Below are 20,169 nucleotides of genomic sequence, written 5' to 3'. Positions count from 1 at the left end.
CAGATTGAAAACGGTTACATCAGCTCATGTAATCAGTTAGTGATCGGAACCACAATTTGCCGAGCGGCGACAGAATGACGACGAACTAAAGTCGGCATAAAACAGTGGGTTGCCCCTTGATCCAGCAGCCCTGCCGCCCCTTGTAACGCCAGCTCAGTCGCCAGTTTCGCCATAGAGGCAATGGGGTAGCGCACCGTTGTCAGCTGCGGGTCGGTGTAACGGGCAATTGGAATATCATCAAAACCAATGAGTGATAAATGCTGTGGCACCGCAATGCCGTTATCTTTAAGTGCCGTCAGGGCACCTGCCGCCATGCTGTCGTTATAGGCAAACACCGCAGACAGCTGCAAATTACGGCCCAGTAGCTCCACCATCGCCGCTTCACCGCCCTGCATGTCCGGCGTGCCGGTTCCCACCCAGCTCTCGGATGGCGTAATGCCGTGCTCTTTCAGGGCGTTTTGCCACCCCTCGCGCCGCAGATCGTCATCTTCAATATGATGGCTGGAGGCCAGATAACCGACCCGCTGATGTCCGTTGTTGATGAGCATTTTCGTGGCCATCATGGCGCCGCTGACGTTATCCAGCCCGACGCAGCGGTGGGCATAGCCGGGGACGATGCGGTTGATCAGCACCATACCCGGGATCTGCTCCATCAATCCGGTTAGCTCTTCATCGCTCAAGGCTTTTGAATGGACAATCAAGGCGTTACAGCGCTGGCGGATCAACACTTCAATGGCATGACGTTCTTTTTCCGCCTCATGGTAGCTATTGCCGATCAGGACATATTTCTGATGCTGCTGGGCGACCATATCGACCGCTTTCACCAGTGCGCCGAAAAAGGCATCCGAAACATCCATTACCACCACGCCGATGGTGTCGCTGACCTGCGTCGCAAGCGCCTGGGCATTGGCATTTGGCCGATACCCGAGCTGGGTCACGGCTTTCATTACGGTTTCACGGGTTTCAGGGCTGACCAGCGCGCTGTTATTCAGCACGCGTGAGACGGTAGCCACAGAAACACCCGCCTGGCGGGCGACGTCACGAATGGTGATCATATTCACCATCCTTCAAAGGATTGCAGCAACTCACAGACACCCCCTGTGTTTAGCAAGGTGGCTATTCTGGCAGTGAGAGAAAGGGGACTACGTGAAGAAGCTCACACAGATGAAAACGCTTACATCCGTTTTGTTAATGATTGTGATCCAGATCGTTATCTGGATGTATTTCTTAATGATACCCCTGAAGCAAGTGCGGTTAACTGACGCCACATCCACTCCAGCGGTCCCTGGCGGAAATAACGTAGCCAGATAACAGAAAACGCCACGTTAGCCACCCAGACCGGAATAACAAACGCCAGCAGCGCCAGGCGGTCGAATTTCATAAACAGGCCAAATCGATAGAAAAGCGTGGTGCATATCAGGGTCTGCAGAATGTAATTGCTCAATGCCATACGGCCCACGCAGGCAATAGCGCTGACGATCCACAGGCGAGAAAGCGTCGGCCAGAAACCATAGATCAGCGCCGCATAACCGATGGTCTGGAACGGTGCGCTCAGTTCGCGCGGCACCTGAAGGAGGAACGCACACCAGCGGTAATCCCAGTGGAGATGCCACTGCGCAATCACCGCCGGGAGGTTAATCAGCACGCCGAGCAGGACCAGCCCGGTGCCCGTGCGGCGATAGTGGCGCAGGCTAAATTCGCCATTCAGCCAGCCAGTGCGCATCAGTGACGCGCCCATCAGCATCATACCCGCCAGCTGCCAGCCATATTGCGCTCCCAGCGCAAGGAGATTATCACCCAACATATCCGCACGGTTGCTTATCGCCTCCGTGCCACCTTTCAGCTTCCAGTATTGCTCGTACTGGAGGTTAGCGGCATCCGGGATCCAGGAACGGTTTGTCGCTTCGCCAGAGATCATCCCCAGGAGTAAAAGTACCCCAAGCCCCATGACATAGAGCATCACGCCGGTGTTAAACAGGCTTTTTACGCTGTGCGCATCGCGAATCAGACGCCAGCAAATGAGCCCGACTAACCCATACGCAAGAAGAATATCGCCGTCCCAGAAGAACAGGCCGTGGATAAAGCCGAGGAGAACCAGCAGCGTCAGGCGCGACTGGATCCAGCGCGTACCGCGTTTAAGAAGCAGTTGCAGACCTGCGCCAAACAGCAGGGCAAACAGGGTGAGGAATTTAACCTGTGCAAAGAGATCGAGGATTGCCCACGTCCAGGCATCGCTGCGCGTGATGTCGCCATACCAGGCTGGGTTGAGATAAGCCGCCTTCGGCAGACCGAAGGCGCTGATATTAAGCAGCAGGATACCGAGAATGGCGACGCCGCGAACAAAATCGAGCGTGACGTTTCGCTCCATGGTCCCTGCCCTGTAAGACTTAGTTGTGGTGACGCACTGCGCGCAGGAACTCCTGGCGGGTGTTCTGGCTCGATTTAAACAGACCGCCCAGCGACGTGGTGGTGGTCGCACTGGTGGCATCACGCACGCCGCGTGCTTTCACGCAATAGTGAACCGCGTCGATAGAGACAGCTACGTTATTGGTGCCCAGCAGCGTTTGCAGCGCGGTCAGGATCTGCTGCGTCAGACGCTCCTGTACCTGTGGACGCTGAGCAAAGAATTGCACGATGCGGTTAATCTTCGACAGACCAATTACCGTATCTTTTGGGATATACGCCACGGTTGCTTTACCGTCGATAGTCACGAAGTGGTGTTCACAGGTGCTGGTCAGCGTGATGTCACGTACCGTTACCATCTCATCCACTTTCATTTTATTTTCGATGACGGTGATTTTCGGGAAGTTGGCGTAATCCAGACCTGAGAAAATTTCGTCGACGTACATTTTTGCGATACGGTGAGGCGTCTCCATCAGGCTGTCGTCGCTCAGATCGAGATTCAGCAGCTCCATGATCTCGGTCATATGACCGGCAATCAGACGCTTGCGGGTTTCATTGTCCAATTCCTGAACGGGTGGACGCAGCGGCGTTTCAAGACCGCGCGCAACCAGGGCTTCGTGGACCAGGGCAGCTTCTTTACTGAGTGATGACATTTTTGTTCTCCTGCAGGTGTGGCGTCTTTTGCCCTCGTTGTGGCAAAAGTATGCGCTCATTGTGCGTGAGGCCGCGCACATAATCCAGTATTCACGACGATAATTATTGCAATTGCTGTTGCCTTTCAGCGTGACGGTTCCAGACCAGAGCACCACCAACAAACAACGCGATACCCGCCAGCCCCAGCGCAGGCTCAAGCCGATGGGTAAGCCAGGTCGATAACGCCGAGGTCATCGGACCAATCAACTGGCCAATGGCATACCCGGTGGTGAGCAGGCCGGCCATATAACGCGTGTGGTTTGGTGCCAGCTCGCGACCGTATAAAAGAGAGAGCTGCACGGCACACAAAAAGCCGCCGCCGACCAGCAATCCCCCTGTCAGCAACCCGCCAATCCCCGGCAGCAGCCAGGCCGCCAGCACACCAGCGCCTTGCAACCACAGCACAATAGCCAGCCTGCGGTTAGCCGTTGAGGTGTGGCGTAAAAGAATGCTAAGCGCAATGCCCACCACGGCAGCGATACCAAAAATCGGCCAGACAAACTGGGCAAACAGGCTGCCAGGAAAACGCACTGCCGCCATTTGAGATAAAAAGGTTGCCGGAAGAATATAGCCAAATCCGGCCAGGCTATAGCTCCAGACCAGGCGCTTTAAATCCGCCGTCAGCACCAGCGGCTCTGGCGCGGTGCCGGGTCGATGGAGCTGCCCGGATCGCGGCAGGTAGCGCGCCACCAGGGCAATCAGCACCAGCGCCAGCACGCCGTAGATTTGCCATGCTGCCCCGGCCGAGAGGGATTTCGCCTGGATATAGACAGCGAGCAGCCCGCTCAGGGCAATACCCGCGCCTGGGCCGGCAAACACGGCAGCACTCAGGCCCGGTTTGCCCAACTGCCCCAGACGTTCATTTGTCCACGCCGCAATCAGCACCATAGACCAGCCGCTCATGCAGCCAATCACAAAGCGCAGCAGTCCGTGCACGATGGCGTTATCCGCCGCGGCGGAGAGCAGCGTCAACGCAACCGCACCGGTGATACCAAGCCAAAGGCGTGTTTCAACGAAGCGATGCGCACGCATTGCATCCCATGCGCCCACCAGATAGCCCAGATAATTCATCGCCGCCACCAGGCCCGCACTGGTTAGCGTGAGCTGCCCGGCGGCAATCATCAATGGTACCTGAGGTGTAAAAGCAAAACGCCCTATCCCCATCGCCACCACCAGAACGACAAACCCACTGAGCGCAATACGCAGCGCCATGACCGCTCCAATTGTTAAAAAAAAGTAAATTTATGATGCAGCATCTTGTCGTCTGGCGAAAGTGAAAGTTACTCACAGGTCATTGAAAAGGCTGTATTATGGTTTTTATGAATACGCATTCTCATTAAGGAGCCTTGCATGGAACTGCTCGAAGAGCACCGTTGTTTTGAAGGTCGACAGCAGCGCTGGCGGCACGACTCCAGCGTCCTGAACTGTGCCATGACGTTCAGCATTTTCCTGCCGCCGACGGAAAATCCGCCGGTTTTGTTCTGGCTTTCAGGCCTGACCTGCAACGACGAAAACTTCACCACTAAAGCAGGTGCACAACGCATTGCAGCTGAGCTAGGTATTGCGCTGGTGATGCCTGATACCAGCCCGCGTGGGGATGATGTGGCTGACGATGCAGGATACGACCTGGGCAAAGGTGCCGGCTTCTATCTGAACGCGACTGAACAACCCTGGGCAAACCATTACCGCATGTATGATTACATTCGTGACGAGCTGCCCGCGCTTATTCAGGCTGAGTTTGCCGTAAGCAACCGTTGCGCCATCAGCGGACATTCCATGGGTGGACACGGGGCGCTGATAATGGCGCTGAAAAACCCGGGGAAATACGTCAGTGTGTCGGCATTCGCACCAATTGTGAACCCGACTCAGGTGCCGTGGGGCCAGAAAGCCTTCGCAAATTATCTGGGTGATGATGCGGAAAAATGGCTGGCGTGGGATAGCTGCGCACTGATGCTGGCCAGCAAGCCCGAAGACGCAATTCCAACGCTTATCGATCAGGGTGATGCCGATCAGTTCCTCGCCGGCCAGCTGCAGCCTGCGGTACTGGCAGAAGCCGCACGCCAGAAGGACTGGCCGCTGACGCTACGCATTCAGCCGGGATATGACCACAGTTATTACTTCATCGCATCCTTTATTGAGGATCATCTCCGCTTCCATGCGGAGCACTTGTTTGGGTAAGTGCGGCTGCGTGCGCTCTGATACCCTCACCCTGGCCCTCTCCCACCGGGAGAGGGAACAAACACTAAAAACGGCAACTTACGTTGCCGTTTCGCTTTTACCCTGGCTTTATCAGAACTTATAATCCACACCGACAAAGTAGCGACGGCCATCTTCCGTGTAGCTGTAATCGTCACGGCTCAGGTCTTTATCCAGCAAGTTCTGTACACCCGCGCGCAGCTTCACGCTTTTCGTGGCCTGCCACGCCGCACCTGTATTCCAGATGACATAGCCACCCGGCGTTGGTGCACTGCTGGTCAGCGCGCGCTTCTCACCGGTGTAGTTACCCTGAACATAGAACGACCAGTCCTGGGTCGCTTTCCAGTCAACGGTTCCGTTGGCAGTGTGGAACGGCAGATCGGACAGCGGTTTGTTGCCGCCATTGCTGATGTCACGACCATCGTTATAGGTGTAGTTCAGCGTCACTTTCCAGTCTTCCGCCAGCGGGAATTTCAGCTCGGTCTCTACCCCACGGATGCGCGCCTTGTTGACGTTGTAATAACGGAAAATAGGCTCACCGTCCGCATTCAGACCAACGTAGTTAGGGTAGCTCTGCGCCTGTTTAACATTGGCTGTACGGCTGATACTGATGCGGTCATCCACATTATTCTGGAAGGTGGTGACGCTAGCCTGTACGCCCTCTAACCAGCCCTCTTCCCCGCTGTAGTAAAGACCGAATTCGAAGCTCTCGCTGGTTTCAGGTTTCAGATCCGGGTTACCGACAATCTCACAGGCACCGCGGCACGAGCCGGTGACCCAGTCCGGGCTGAGCTGCAGCAGCGACGGCGCTTTAAACGCTGTTGCCCAGCCCCCTTTCACCGTTACGGTATCGGTCGCGTTGTAGACCAGGTACGCACGCGGGCTCCAGTGGTCACCGTAGGTGTCATGGTCGTCCATACGGATGCCGGTGGTCAGCGCCAGGGGTTCAAAGAGACGCCACTCATCTTCAAGGAACAGGGCATACTGGCTTGCTGACGTACTGCTGCTGGAGCCCCCCGTCAGGTTGACCGGATCTTTCAGCTTATCGTGACGCCACTCGCCACCGAAGGTCAGTAGCTGGTTAATTTCGCCAAGAGGCAGCACATATTTCCCGTCCACCGCGTTGCTCTCGGAGGTGATCGGATTGCTGTTGCCCGGGTTTTTGTTATCCACCCTCTCGCCGTAAACCTTCAGCTCGCTGCTGCCGACCCCCCAACGACCATTGTGGCTCAGGGAGTAGTTCTGACGCTCAAGGCGGTTTTTGTCGAGGGAATCTGAGTCACGATCCTGACGGTCGAAACCGTAGCCCGCCGTAAAATCGTGATTTTCAGACGGTGTCCAGGCGAATTCCACATTGGCATCGCGGCTGGTAAAGCCCTCAATGCGCGGTGTTTCACCGCTCGCCGTGGTAGAGGATTTCTGCTGACCGTCTTTCTCACGCTTCGCGAGGCTACCGTAGGCTTTCAGGCCCAGTAGGCCGTCCACCAGCGGACCACTGGTATAGAACTGTCCGTTATACGTGTCTCCACGATCGCGATGTTCCTGAATCGTTGAATCGGCGCTCAGAGTGCCCGTCCATTTCTGCCCGATTTTTTTGGTGATAATGTTCACCACGCCGCCCAGCGCATCGGAGCCATAAAGAGAAGACATCGGTCCGCGCACCACCTCGATGCGTTCGATGGCGTCAACCGGCACCCAGTTGAGATCGAAATCATTATGACGGAATACGGCGTTGCGGGAGTTGACGCGCTTGCCGTCGATCAGGATCAACGTGTAGCTGCTGTCCAGTCCGCGAATACTTACCCCTTTACGGTTGTCCCCTTCGCTCGTGAGCTGAACGCCCGGCACATCCCGTAATACATCTTTCAGATTCTGAACGGGTTTGCGCTGCAAATCTTCCTGGGTAATCACGCTGATGCTTGCTGGTGCGTCTTTCAGGTTTTGCTCGGTCGCGGATGCCGTTACAACCATTGTGTCGCCGGATTCCGCTGCGATACCAGGCAGGGCCAGGGACATTGCGGACGCACAAAGTCCTCCCCTGACGAAGGGATTCAACCTAAACATTCCATATCTCCATGAGGTAAATACAACTAAATCAAATCATCATTGCTCACAGCGTCTTCCATGCCGCCCACATCTGCGGTGGGTCGGTGACACGCTTATTTTTGATAACGATAAAGCAAACGATAATTATTATCAATTAAATTGTTAAGAAATATATCTTTGTTTCAACGTGCGGGAATAAAAAAGCCCGCTCGAATGAGCGGGCTGAAAGAGAGGATTTGCGGTTATTTTTTAAATCGTTCCGGGAATTCCATTTCACTGTAGCGAACGAAGTGTGTTCCTTTCGTCAGTTTGTAGCCAAACCAGATTACCAGGAACAGCGGAATACCAATGTAGGTTGCCGTAACGGCGCCCCAGTCAATGGTGTCCGCCAGGAACGCTTCATAGTTCTGTCCCAGGGTAATAATCAGGCACAGAATGAAGGCGAAAATGGGACCCAGCGGGAAAAACCCTGAGCGATACGGCAGGTCGTTAATATCGTGCCCCTGCTTGACGTAACCACGGCGGAAACGGTAGTGGCTAATGGCAATCCCAAGCCAGGCGATAAAGCCCGTCATCCCTGAGGTGTTAAGCAGCCACAGATATACCGTCTGGTTGCCAAACATAGAGGTCAGGAAGCACAGACCGGCAATCACCGTTGTGGCATACAGGGCGTTACGAGGAACACCGCCACGGGACAATTTTGAGAAAATACGCGGGGCTTTACCGTCACATGCCAGGGTATAGAGCATACGAGTCGATGCGTACATACCGGAGTTACCGGCTGAAAGTACTGCAGTCAGGATTACGGCATTCATCACTGCCGCTGCAGAAAGCAGACCGGCATGCTGGAAGACCAGCGTGAACGGGCTGACGCTGATGTCTTTCACATCATTACGCAGCAGGCTCGGATCGGTATACGGAATGATCAGGCTGATAATCAGGATCGCGAACACATAGAACAGCAGGATACGCCAGAAGACCTGACGGACTGCACGCGGAATATTTTTCTCCGGGTTCTCTGATTCACCCGCAGCGATACCAATCAACTCAGTACCCTGGAAGGAGAAGCCGACGATCATTGCCACGCCGATCATAGCCGAGAACCCACCGGCAAACGGTGCATCGCCTATCGTCCAGTTACTCCACCCGGCCGGTTCTGCGCCTTTGAAAATACCAACGATCATCGCCACACCGACGACGATAAAGATGATGACGGTTGCCACTTTGATCAAAGAGAACCAGTATTCCGCTTCGCCAAAACCACGAACAGAGATGTAGTTCAGCAGGAAGATGACGGCCAGGAACAGAGCACTCCAGATCCAGCCCGGCGTATCCGGGAACCACCAGTTCATCACCAGCTGTGCAGCAACCAGGTCAACGGCAATCGTAACGGCCCAGTTGTACCAATAGTTCCAGCCCAGCGCGAAGCCAAAGCCTTCTTCAACGTATTGTTGACCATAGGTCGAAAACGAACCGGATACCGGCATGTACGCGGCCAGTTCGCCCAGACTGGTCATCAGGAAGTAAACCATCAGGCCAATCAGGATATAAGAGAAAAGTGCCCCACCAGGGCCTGCTGCCGAAATTGTTGCGCCAGACGCAACGAAAAGACCTGTACCGATGGAACCGCCGATAGCGATCATCGTCAGGTGACGCGCCTTCAGTTCACGACGTAGCGTGGGCGCTTCTGTGGTTTTAATTTCTGAAACCATGTGAAAATGCTGTCCATTTAATAAATGAGGCGCGATTGTAGCAGACGATCCGCGTTCCTTCCGGCAGAAATAGGCAGTTATAAGAGAGCTTCATGACTCGGCCAGGATTATAAGCAAAGCAGAAATCGGGTCTTTCCCCTATCTCCATTGGGGTGAGGGGACGATTACATCTCGCAGTAGCGCAGAAAACGCTGCAAAGAGCTGGAAAGATGCTTCTGCCGATGGTGGATACACCAGAGCGTGCGCACCAGTTTCGGCAGTGGAACGGGGACTTCGACCAGCGAGCCCGTCTCAAGCTGCTCGGCAATGACCCGCCGGGAAAGGCAGCTAATACCTAAACCATGACGTACTGCATGTTTAATCGCCTCGGAGTTCCCCAGCTCCATCCCTAACTGGAAATGCGGCAGATGGGAAAGCAGCAGATAATCGACAATTTCACGCGTGCCAGAGCCCTGTTCACGCAGTATCCACTGTGCCTGTGCCAGTCTTTCCAGCGTGACTTCGCCCTGTAGCAAAGGCGAGGCCGGAGAAGCGAACACCACCAGTTCATCTTCCAGCCAGGGTTCAGCAATGATATCGACGTTGTGGCAGGGTCCTTCGATAAGACCGATATCCACACGAAAATCGATCACTGCGTTGATGACATCCTGGCTATTGCCAACGCTCATCTCCAGCGGCAGGGTCGGAAAATCCCGGCGGTATCGGGCAATCACTTCCGGAAGGATGTAGTTCCCAATCGTACTACTGGCAAACACGCGGATCGCACCGTTGTCTTCACGGAACAGCTGTTCGATTTCGGTAGCCTGTTCAAGCAGTGCCAAAGCACGCGGGTAGAGCAGACGACCATGTTCGTTGACGACTAAGCGTTTCCCTACCCTGTCGAAAAGCTGAACGCCTAGCTGTCCTTCGAGATCGGTCAATGCCGCGCTGACCGCAGATTGAGAGAGAGCCAGCATCTGCGAGGCCTGCGTCGTCGACCCACTCTTCAGCACTTCGGCGAAAACTTCCAGCTGACGCAATGTAATGTGCATGGTTGCTTACCACTTATATAGATTAATTATAAGTATATAATCAATTTTATTTTTAAACCAGAGCGACGTAGTCTTTAGCCAGACAAAGGAGAAGGTTATGTCAGAACTCACCTTACAGCATCATCGTACATTGTGGCACTTCGTGCCGGGTCTTGCGCTCAGCGCAGTGGTAACCGGCATCGCGTTATGGGGCGGCAGTATTCCAGCCATCGCTGGAGCAGGTTTTAGCGCCTTAACACTGGCGATATTGCTCGGCATGGTCGTGGGAAATACCGTTTACCCACGCATCTGGAAATCCTGCGATGGCGGCGTGATTTTTGCCAAACAGCACCTGCTGCGCCTCGGGATTATTCTTTACGGTTTTCGTCTTACCTTTTCGCAGATCGCCGATGTCGGCGTCAGCGGGATTGCTATCGATGTCCTGACCCTGACCAGCACCTTTTTACTGGCCTGTTTTATTGGTCAGAAAGTCTTTGGTCTGGATAAGCAAACCAGCTGGTTAATCGGTGCAGGGAGCAGTATTTGTGGTGCAGCAGCGGTGCTGGCAACAGAGCCTGTCGCTAAAGCTGAATCCAGTAAAGTGACAGTTGCAGTGGCAACGGTAGTGATTTTCGGTACGCTGGCGATTTTCCTCTATCCGGCTATGTATCCACTGGTGGCCCACTGGTTTAGCCCGGAAACCTATGGCATCTATATCGGCTCGACCGTGCATGAAGTCGCGCAGGTGGTGGCAGCGGGTCACGCCATTAGCCCGGATGCAGAAAACGCGGCGGTAATTGCCAAAATGCTGCGCGTGATGATGCTGGCGCCCTTCCTGATTTTCCTGGCAGCACGGGTAAAACAGCTGGCTCCAGCGGGCAGTAATCAGAAAAGCAAAATTACCATTCCGTGGTTTGCGATCCTGTTCATCGTGGTGGCAATTTTTAACTCCTTCCACCTCCTGCCCAAAGCGGTAGTGGATATGCTGGTGACGCTGGATACCGTTCTGTTGGCGATGGCGATGGCGGCGTTGGGTGTGACGACTCACGTCAGCGCGCTGAAAAAGGCCGGTGCAAAACCGCTGCTGATGGCGCTGGTACTCTTTGTCTGGCTGATAGTCGGCGGGGGTGCGATTAACCTTGTAGTCCATAGCCTGATGGCATAAACCACTACATCCTTCTCCTGTTAACCCGCTATCATAAGCATTTCGGGTTAACAGGAGTCCCTTTATGAAATATGTTGGAGCGCACGTTAGCGCTGCCGGTGGCCTTGCGAATGCCGCCATTCGCGCCGCCGAAATCGAGGCGACCGCTTTCGCCCTGTTCACCAAAAATCAGCGCCAGTGGCGCGCTGCACCGCTCACTGCAGACGTGATTGATGATTTTAAAGCCGCCTGCGAGAAGTATCATTACGGGCCGGGCCAAATCCTTCCCCACGACAGCTACCTGATCAACCTCGGCCATCCGGTTGAAGAGGCACTGGAAAAATCCCGCGAGGCGTTTCTTGATGAAGTCCAGCGCTGCGAACAGCTTGGACTGACGCTGCTGAACTTCCACCCAGGGAGTCATCTGATGCAAATTGATGAAGATGCCTGTCTGGCGCGCATTGCCGAATCCATTAACATCACGCTGGATAAAACCAAAGGTGTCACCGCGGTGATTGAGAACACTGCCGGTCAGGGTAGCAACCTCGGCTTTAAGTTCGAACATCTGGCGGCGATTATCGACGGCGTTGAGGACAAAAACCGTGTCGGCGTGTGTATTGATACCTGCCATGCCTTTGCGGCCGGCTACGATCTGCGCACAACCGAGGCAACGAAAAACACGTTTGATGAGTTCGAGCGCATAGTTGGCTTTAAGTACCTGCGCGGAATGCACTTAAACGATGCGAAAAGCGCTTTTGGCAGCCGCGTTGACCGCCACCACAGCCTTGGCGAAGGCAATATTGGTCATGATGCGTTTCGCTTTATCATGCAGGACGCCCGCTTCGACGGCATTCCGATGGTGCTTGAAACCATCAACCCCGATATCTGGGCAGAAGAGATTGCCTGGTTGAAGGCGCAGCAGACCGCTGAACAAATGGCATAAAAAAAGCCGGGTTGCATTTGCACCCGGCTTTTTTGTTGTTTACTACTTAGGCTGCTTTCGCGACCACTTCCGCTTCCGGACGTTTCAGCACGGCGTAAGACAGACCCGCCACCAGCGTACCGGCAACAATCGCCATCAGGTACCCCAGAACCGGGGTGATAGCGCCTGGGATCAGCAGAACAAACAGACCACCGTGTGGAGCCATCAGTTTCGCGCCAATCGCCATCGAGATTGCACCTGTCACAGCACCACCCACGATACAGCACGGTAATACACGCATTGGGTCGCGCGCCGCGAACGGAATCGCCCCTTCGGTGATGAAGCACAGACCCAGGACCAGTGCCGCCTTGCCGCCTTCCTGCTGCGCTTTGTCAAACTTACGGCGGGCAACAATCGTCGCCAGACCGAGAGCCAGAGGAGGCACCATACCTGCCGCCATGATGGCTGCCATTGGCGCGTAGGTCTGGGTACTCAACAGGCCAACACCAAAGGCGTAGGCCGCTTTGTTCACTGGGCCACCCATGTCGGTACACATCATGCCACCGAGGATTGCACCCAGCAGAACCGCATTGGCGGTACCCATGGTTTGCAGCCAGTGGGTCAGACCCGCCAGAATACCCGCAACCGGCTTACCAATCAGGTAAATCATTGCCAGACCAACCACCAGGCTGGAAATCAGCGGGATGATCAGAATCGGTTTCAGCGCTTCCATACTCTGTGGCAGCTTGAGCTTCGAGCTGATGAGCTTCGCGACGTAACCGGCCAGGAAACCGGCAATGATACCGCCGATAAAACCAGAGCCCGTGCTCACCGCCAACATACCGCCGATAAGACCTGGCGTCAGACCCGGACGGTCAGCAATGGAGAAGGCGATAAAGCCCGCCAGCACAGGCACCATCAGCGCGAACGCAGAACCCCCACCAATCTGCATTAATGCAGCTGCCAACGTCCCCTGCTCTTTAAATGCGGTGATACCAAACGCGAATGACAGCGCGATACACAGACCACCCGCAACCACCATCGGCAGCATGTAAGAAACACCGGTCAGCAGGTGGCGATAAGCGCCTGCTGACTCTTTCTTACCTTCAGTCGCACTTTGACTGGTGCCCGTTGCCTGATACGGCTTCGCTTCAACCAGCGCTTTATCAAACTCCTGAGCGGTCTTTTTCAGTGCCAGACCTGTCGAAGTGCGGTACATCGGCTTACCGGCAAATTTCGCCAGATCCACTTCGATGTCTGCCGCCACAATCACCAGATCGGCCTCAGCCACTTCTTCTGGGGTGATGGCATTGCCGGCGCCCACGGAACCGCGCGTTTCAACTTTTACCCACCAGCCGCGTTTTTTTGCTTCGGTTTCAATGGCTTCAGCCGCCATAAAGGTATGAGCTACCCCTGTAGGACAGGCCGTCACCGCAACAATGCGTTTTGGTCCAGAAGCTACAACCGGTGCAGCAGCAACAGGGGCGCTGTAAACAGACGCATGACCTTTCGCTTCGCTCAGGAACAGTTCCGGGTGTGCCACCGCACGATTAATATCGCCCAGCCAGACATTTTTGCCATTAAGCGCACTGTCAGCCGGGATTTTATCGCCCAGAACAATGACCAGTTCGGCATCGCCCGGGTTATCAATCATCTCGAGATGTGCTTTGTTCGCCGCCGCTCCCAGCAAGGTCTTCGCCATATAGGCGCGAGCCTGTCCGAGACCGGAGTCAATGATCAGCAGCGTTTTCATTATTCCTCTCCTGCTGTTAGTTAAAAGGTTTTAAGTCAACGCGCGCCATCATCGCGGCTAACTGGGTACGATCGGTAATACCGACATTGCTCTGGCTTACGGCCAGGGCAGCAACGGCGGTGGCAAGACGTAAAGTATGTTCACTGGATTCACGCATCAGCAGACCATAAATCAGGCCGCCAACCATGGAATCCCCTGCACCGACGGTGCTAACAACATCGACCGACGGCGGTTTGGCGATCCATTCGCCAGAAGCGTTAACCCACAACGCTCCTTCTGCACCAAGAGAGATAACTACGTGGGCGATACCCTGCTCGCGCAGTGCATGGGCAGCATCAATCACATCTTTTAATTCTGGTAGCTTACGACCGGCCCAGATCTCCAGTTCGCGGCGATTAGGCTTCACCAACCACGGTGACGCTTTCAGTCCCGCGACCAGTGCATCACGGCTACTGTCAAAAATAATGCATGGACACTGGCTGCGCAGGCGCGTCATCCAGTCGGTAAACGCTTCCGGACTGACGCCGGACGGCAGGCTACCGCTGACGCACACCATGTCGAACTGACCAAGCCAGGTCAGAGAATCGTTAACAAAACGCTCCCAGTCTGACGGCGTCACTTCGAAACCAGAGAAGTTCAGATCGGTCACTTCGCCGTCTTTCTCCGTCAGCTTGACGTTGATACGGGTGCGGCCCTGAACAACCTGAAAACGGTTGGCAATGCCCAGCTCGCTGAACAGCTGCTGGAAACCATCCTGGTTATCTTTACCTAGGAATCCACCCACGGTGACATCAATACCAAGGTCCTTGAGCACTTTCGCGACGTTAATCCCTTTACCCGCAGCATGCAGGCCAGTGGTACGCACGAGGTTTACTTCGCCGCGCTCAATCTCCGGGCAAAACCCCACCAGGTCATAAGCCGGGTTCAGCGTAATAGTCGCAACACGTCTGCTCATTATGCGCCCTCCCCCAGACCTGCCGCGATGGCGTCGCCAATCGCCTTCAGCGCCTGTTCAGCATCCGCACCCTGTGCGGTGAAACGCAGACGGTGACCTTTCTTCACGCCCAGCGCGACAACTTTCATCAGACTACGGCCGTTGGCCGGTTTACCTGTGCCATCAAGGTTGGCCACGGTGATCTCACTTTCAAATTGTTTAATGGTATTTACCAGCATGGTACCTGGACGGGCATGCAGGCCGTGTTCGTTACGCACCACGAATTCAGCGTTAAGAACATCGTCAGTCAGCGCATCATCGCTGGTCAGCAGAGCCAGCACCGTCGCCGCATCTGCGTTCAGCAGTTTTTCAGCTTTGTTATTCAGCAGCAGATCGCCCAGGCGCTTCAGCACGGAAACCGGCTGTTCATCGTTCATCGCCACGGTCAGCAGCATGGCCGCACGCTCGCCGTCGACGTCAAACGCATTTGCCGCACGACTCACGGCGATAGCGCTACGCAGGTTGCCTTCAGCACTGTCGTTCAGCCAGATACCCTGACCGAGATTCAACGGCTTATCATTGATTACGCGTGTCACAAATGTGGCATCTGCCGCACCGGCTTCTTTCAGGCGACCGGCATTCAGCGCCTGGAGTGTCACCAGATCGGAGGCGGCTACATCCAGCGTCAGCGTTTCATTATCCAGTTTCAGCGCTTCACTCTGTTTTTCGCCCATCAGCAAGGCGCGCAGCTCTTCAGCAGTCGTTGCTGACTTCAGCTGTTCAGCAACGGAATCATCGCTCAGTACGTGGGTCAGCTGACGCAGCAGGCCTAAGTGTTCGTCGCTGCTGGCCGCGATACCGATGGCCACATACGCCACCTGACCGTCACCCCAGAGCACGCCCTGCGGGAACTGATAAACCTTCACCCCGGTTTTCAACACCTGGTCGCGGGTGTCGGTTGTGCCGTGCGGAATAGCAATGCCATTGCCGAGGAAGGTTGAGGTCTGCTGCTCACGCGCCAGCATGCCATTTACATAGCCGTCCGCGACGTTACCTGCCTGCACAAGGGCAGCGGCAACCTGGCGAATGGCCTCTTCTTTATCCCCGGCCTGTGCGCCCGGGTGGATATCCTGAACAGATAACTGGAACATGGTTCTCCACTCCTGCTGAAATTGAATCGTTTCAGCTTTAATGAGAAAAAATGCGCTAGCCTGCTCCGTTTGCTTAAACAAGATAGCGCTGAAACGTTTCAAAAAGTCTTGCGCTTTCTGCAATGCCTTGCAAGTAAACTCGTATTTCTGATCTCAGAATTTAGAGATACAGCACATTTCTTCTTCGTTCAGCTGAATATTGCTGAAGTTCAGCAAGTCAGTTTCAGCTAAGGTCAGCCAAACCTTCTATAAGTTGAAATGCCATTTTGATTTTTCGTGGCATCATTGACCGCACCCTCTGTTTATTTAATGAGTGCCAGCGTAAACTCCGCCTCTCTCTGTCACTCGTTAATTATAAAACATGCATAACACCCCCGCGGCCACCTCGCCAAAGCCCTTTGATTTGACTTCAGCGGCGTTCCTGATTGTTGCCTTTTTTACGGGTACTGCCGGTGCGTTACAGACGCCGACGCTGAGCTTATTTCTGACCAATGAGGTTCACGCTCGTCCGGCCATGGTGGGCTTCTTTTTTACCGGAAGCGCCATCATCGGCATTCTGGTGAGTCAGTTTCTGGCGGGCCGATCCGACAGAAAAGGCGATCGTAAAAGCCTGATTGTCTTTTGCTGTCTGCTTGGGATGCTCGCCTGCGTTCTGTTTGCATGGAACCGCAACTATTTCATTTTGCTGTTCATCGGGGTATTTCTGAGCAGCTTTGGTTCGACGGCTAACCCGCAGATGTTCGCACTTGCCCGCGAGCACGCCGACCATACCGGGCGTGAAGCGGTGATGTTCAGCTCGGTAATGCGTGCTCAGGTGTCACTGGCATGGGTGATCGGCCCCCCGCTGGCTTACGCGCTGGCGATGGGGTTTGGTTTTACGGTGATGTACCTGAGTGCGGCTGTCGCATTTGTGGTATGTGGCGCGCTGGTGTGGTTCTTTCTGCCGTCGATGCGCAAAGAGCCCAAAGTGGCGACGGGCACGCTGGAAGCCCCGCGCCGCAACCGCCGCGATGCCCTGCTTCTGTTTGTTATCTGCACCCTGATGTGGGGCACTAACAGCCTGTATATCATCAATATGCCGCTGTTTATTATTGATGAACTGCATCTGCCAGAGAAGCTGGCAGGTATCATGATGGGAACAGCGGCCGGGCTTGAGATCCCGACGATGCTCATCGCAGGCTATTACGCAAAGCGCTTCGGCAAGCGTTTTCTGATGCGTATCGCCGCTGTCGCCGGTCTGCTTTTCTATATCGGTATGCTGACGGTACATACGCCGGGGTTGTTGCTGGCTTTACAGCTGCTGAACGCTATCTATATCGGCATTCTGGCCGGGATTGGCATGCTCTATTTCCAGGATCTGATGCCAGGTCAGGCAGGCTCGGCCACCACCCTTTATACTAATACCACCCGTGTGGGCTGGATTATCGCAGGCTCAATGGCGGGGGTCGTCGCAGAAATCTGGAACTATCACACGGTGTTCTGGATTGCGCTGGTGATGTGCACGCTGACGATTGGCTGTCTGGCGAGGATTAAAGACGTTTAAGGCGCGGTGAGCGATTCCAGCTCGAGCAGATACGTCATCGCCTGCGCTCGCGTGCTGCCACACATTTCGGCTGTTGGCTGAAGTCCGGAGCAAACCTTCGGGCGCAGGGGCGAACCAAAGATCATACACAGGTTAGTTTCAGAGAGCTGAACGCAGCGGGTATTGGCAGGCTTGCCTAACATATAATTATTCACTATTTAAAATTCACATTCCTGCTGTTAGCATCTGATCAATCAAGACCATCCGAAGGGAATCACACTTAATGAAACCAAAGCTGTATTCGTACGTGCGTTTTTCATCTGTGAAACAACGGGAAGGTAACTCCCTGGAGCGTCAGCAAGATACCGCTCTAAAAATTGCGGCCCGTTATAATCTCGAACTTGATACAACGGCTTTCCATGATCTCGGCATGTCCGCGTTCAAAGGAAGAAATGCTCATGAAGGGAAGCTTTCGGAGTTCATCAAGCAGATTGGGGTTAAAGTTCCTGTTGGTTCGTGGCTCGTAGTCGAAAACCTTGACCGCATTAGCCGTGATGATGCTTGGACCGCTTTGGATATATTCAAGAGCATACTTAGCAAGGGGATAGTTGTTGTTACTGGTATGGATGAAAAGGTCTATAAGTACGCGGACGTAAAGAATAATCCAACCGATTTAATCATTTCATTGTTGATGTTCACACGCGCCCACGACGAATCGTTGACAAAAAAGAATCGGGTTGAAGCCCAAGCCCGTTCGCTGATACGGTACAACCTGACAAGAAAAGCGGGAACGCCAGCAAAAGCAATAGAATCAGTGGGTCAGAATGTGTGGTGGGTAGATACAAAATCAGGATACGTTACCCCACACCCAATGTATTTTTCAGCAGCGCAGAAGATTATAGAACTGAAACAAAACGGTGAAACTCTTCTTGGAATCCAACGATATCTTAACGAACACTACACTGCCCCTAAAAAGAGGGTTTATAAAGACAAGACAGGTCAAGCGCTGACACCCAAAACAAAGCAATGGGGCAAACATTTGATCAGAACCTTTTTGAATCCCACTGTTCACGGACAAAAAATCTTCACACTGGATAAACGCGATGAATCAGGTGCTATCATATACGATTCCGAATCAGATGAACCGTTGAAAGAAACATTCATTATTCCGGATTACTATCCAGCACTTATGTCGGAAGTAGACTACTTGACACTTTCGAAGTTAGATCGACATCGTGCTGTCACTCGTAGTTCATCAACATATCCAGGAGGTAATCCTGAACCTGAAATACCGCTACTCTCAGGTATCGGTATTCTTTTTTGCGGTAAATGTGGATCTTTCATGTTCAAATCTGGTTCAAGTGAAAACAAGTACCGATATATATGTGGTTCAAAAATCGTTCAGGGTAAACCTTGCGGTAAAAAAGGGTTTACGTCATACCAACTTGAGCACACTGTTTTACAACTAATCGCTGATCACGTCTGGAACAACCACCAAGAGGATAAAACAGCATGGTACGAATCTGAGATTGAAAAGGCATCTGAAGCTGTTAAGAAGCTGCTAAAACTAGCAACTTTGACAGACAACATCGAAGAATTGGCAGATCAGATTAATGCCAATAAACAAAAAAAAATTACGCTTGAGAAAGAATTTCAACAGTACAAAATCAGCCGTTCAGAAATTCAAACTACTGGCTGGGATCAATTCCGACATTTCGATGTTCACGACACAAAGAATCCTGAGCGTAAGCGGATTAGACTGAAGGTAAAGCAAGCTATCAAACGTATTGATTGTTATGACATTGATGGTCGGCACAGTCATTTTGAAGTGACCTTCGCCGACGAAACAAAGCAGAGAATAGTGATTAAGTTTAATCGCAACAGATCACCTGGTATTTCGTATGTAGAGGCACAAACAGTAAACGATCATGACTTACTAAAAATGCAGGGACTTGTGTTGCACTCCTTCATTGATGAACTGATTTCACCTGAAAAATTTGCGCAGCATATTAAAGACAAACACGAAGTCAGCATTCTAAACCCGACATTTATAACCGAGCTCGAGGATGGCGTAACCCGAGACGAAGACAGTGGAATAGCTATCAGGGTAGATGGCATTACGAGCAAATCATATGCAACTGTCAACGGCATTAAGTACGAGATTAACTCACTGGAAGACTTAGAGAAACTTTCACAGTAAATAACACGCTAAATCACTCTCCCCCTTGCCTACCTGACAAGGGGAAAGCAACCAAACCGTCCCCCAGATACCATTCCATACCAAAGCCCCGTAAAACTTGATACCGAGCGTTTTAGAGCAAGGGTTCAAATTACATCGTATTCATTATGTATACGAACTGTGCGAGTTGCACCGCTTCTTATCGAAACACCTCTATGGTTGCCGGAAAACCCGCACAAAGTAGATGGTTATGTCTTTCAATCGCAGTATTCAATACTAAGCGCAGCCCCGCCCCACATTAGCATCAAGCATATGAACCATACAAAAACCCTGTAAATACAATCGACTTAGTAACAATCCTCTCTCTTCCTCTCATGTCAATTGATCGTTTTTATAGATCAATTTTGCAATATTGATAGATTTCATAGATCAATGTAAGATCATGATTCTTCGGTTGGTGTTTCTCGTAAACAAGACTCATGGAATGAATACTCTGTCCACGAT

Annotated in this window: 16 protein-coding genes; 5 read left to right on the top strand and 11 right to left on the bottom strand. The window is 53.2% G+C overall.

The genetic code is table 11. From position 1 onward, the window contains the following. Positions 1–32: 32 nt before the first annotated feature. The 4 genes from galS to AC0XWG_RS15160 form a co-directional block, all read right to left on the bottom strand. Complete coding sequence (galS, locus tag AC0XWG_RS15175) at positions 33–1,055, bottom strand: HTH-type transcriptional regulator GalS (protein ID WP_028016310.1); 1,023 nt, start codon at positions 1,053–1,055, stop codon at positions 33–35. A 155-nt stretch (positions 1,056–1,210) separates the two neighbouring features. Further along, on the bottom strand, positions 1,211–2,368 hold the full coding sequence (gene yeiB, locus AC0XWG_RS15170; RefSeq protein ID WP_128347439.1) for a DUF418 domain-containing protein YeiB: 1,158 nt from the start codon (positions 2,366–2,368) through the stop codon (positions 1,211–1,213). 19 nt (positions 2,369–2,387) lie between these two features. Further along, entirely contained in the window at positions 2,388–3,056 is a 669-nt protein-coding gene (gene folE, locus AC0XWG_RS15165) for a GTP cyclohydrolase I FolE (protein WP_028016308.1), read from the bottom strand. 103 nt (positions 3,057–3,159) lie between these two features. Continuing rightward, positions 3,160–4,308 (bottom strand): YbfB/YjiJ family MFS transporter, encoded by a 1,149-nt coding sequence (locus AC0XWG_RS15160; protein WP_049008202.1) that lies wholly within the window; start codon positions 4,306–4,308, stop codon positions 3,160–3,162. 138 nt (positions 4,309–4,446) lie between these two features. Between AC0XWG_RS15160 and fghA the strand changes: the two genes are divergently transcribed. Continuing rightward, entirely contained in the window at positions 4,447–5,274 is an 828-nt protein-coding gene (gene fghA / locus AC0XWG_RS15155; protein WP_475680787.1) for an S-formylglutathione hydrolase, read from the top strand. A gap of 111 nt (positions 5,275–5,385) precedes the next feature. Here fghA and cirA read toward each other — a convergent pair whose 3' ends face one another. From cirA to yieE, 3 genes are all read right to left on the bottom strand, one after another. Then, on the bottom strand, positions 5,386–7,356 hold the full coding sequence (cirA, locus tag AC0XWG_RS15150) for a catecholate siderophore receptor CirA (protein ID WP_475680786.1): 1,971 nt from the start codon (positions 7,354–7,356) through the stop codon (positions 5,386–5,388). 224 nt (positions 7,357–7,580) lie between these two features. Further along, positions 7,581–9,050, bottom strand: a complete 1,470-nt coding sequence (locus AC0XWG_RS15145) for an amino acid permease (RefSeq protein WP_028016304.1) — start codon at positions 9,048–9,050, stop codon at positions 7,581–7,583. Between the two features lie 164 nt (positions 9,051–9,214). Further along, entirely contained in the window at positions 9,215–10,081 is an 867-nt protein-coding gene (gene yieE / locus AC0XWG_RS15140; protein WP_028016303.1) for a DNA-binding transcriptional regulator YeiE, read from the bottom strand. A 97-nt stretch (positions 10,082–10,178) separates the two neighbouring features. Between yieE and AC0XWG_RS15135 the strand changes: the two genes are divergently transcribed. Both AC0XWG_RS15135 and nfo read left to right on the top strand, forming a co-directional pair. Next, positions 10,179–11,225 carry a YeiH family protein gene (locus AC0XWG_RS15135; protein WP_108090801.1) on the top strand — a complete coding sequence of 349 codons (1,047 nt, stop codon included), beginning with the start codon at positions 10,179–10,181 and terminating at the stop codon, positions 11,223–11,225. A gap of 64 nt (positions 11,226–11,289) precedes the next feature. Beyond that, entirely contained in the window at positions 11,290–12,147 is an 858-nt protein-coding gene (gene nfo, locus AC0XWG_RS15130) for a deoxyribonuclease IV (protein ID WP_028016301.1), read from the top strand. A 46-nt stretch (positions 12,148–12,193) separates the two neighbouring features. On the opposite strand, the gene fruA is transcribed toward nfo, so the two are convergent. The 3 genes from fruA to fruB are packed head-to-tail and all read right to left on the bottom strand — an operon-like array spanning position 12,194 to position 15,964. Then, a complete protein-coding gene (gene fruA, locus AC0XWG_RS15125; protein ID WP_128347433.1) occupies positions 12,194–13,879 on the bottom strand; it encodes a PTS fructose transporter subunit IIBC in 1,686 nt (561 codons plus the stop codon). Between the two features lie 16 nt (positions 13,880–13,895). Further along, positions 13,896–14,834 carry a 1-phosphofructokinase gene (gene fruK / locus AC0XWG_RS15120; protein WP_014170919.1) on the bottom strand — a complete coding sequence of 313 codons (939 nt, stop codon included), beginning with the start codon at positions 14,832–14,834 and terminating at the stop codon, positions 13,896–13,898. After that, positions 14,834–15,964, bottom strand: coding sequence for a fused PTS fructose transporter subunit IIA/HPr protein (gene fruB, locus AC0XWG_RS15115; RefSeq protein WP_128347503.1), 1,131 nt, complete (start codon positions 15,962–15,964; stop codon positions 14,834–14,836). Before fruB ends, fruK begins: the two co-directional genes overlap by 1 nt. Positions 15,965–16,325: 361 nt before the next feature. On the opposite strand from fruB, the gene setB reads away from it, so the two are divergent. Beyond that, positions 16,326–17,507, top strand: coding sequence for a sugar efflux transporter SetB (gene setB, locus AC0XWG_RS15110; protein WP_475680785.1), 1,182 nt, complete (start codon positions 16,326–16,328; stop codon positions 17,505–17,507). Here the strand turns inward: setB and AC0XWG_RS15105 are convergent. Beyond that, positions 17,504–17,689, bottom strand: coding sequence for a Fe-S-cluster oxidoreductase (locus AC0XWG_RS15105; protein ID WP_475680784.1), 186 nt, complete (start codon positions 17,687–17,689; stop codon positions 17,504–17,506). The genes setB and AC0XWG_RS15105 overlap by 4 nt on opposite strands. A gap of 80 nt (positions 17,690–17,769) precedes the next feature. Between AC0XWG_RS15105 and AC0XWG_RS15100 the strand changes: the two genes are divergently transcribed. Further along, complete coding sequence (locus tag AC0XWG_RS15100; RefSeq protein WP_095451859.1) at positions 17,770–19,686, top strand: recombinase family protein; 1,917 nt, start codon at positions 17,770–17,772, stop codon at positions 19,684–19,686. The last annotated feature ends 483 nt before the right edge of the window (positions 19,687–20,169 follow it).

The sequence above is a fragment of the Enterobacter sp. DVT3837 genome (assembly GCF_056238685.1).
The sequence above is the reverse complement of the archived record's forward strand: the minus strand, read 5'-3'. Positions and strand labels throughout refer to the sequence as shown.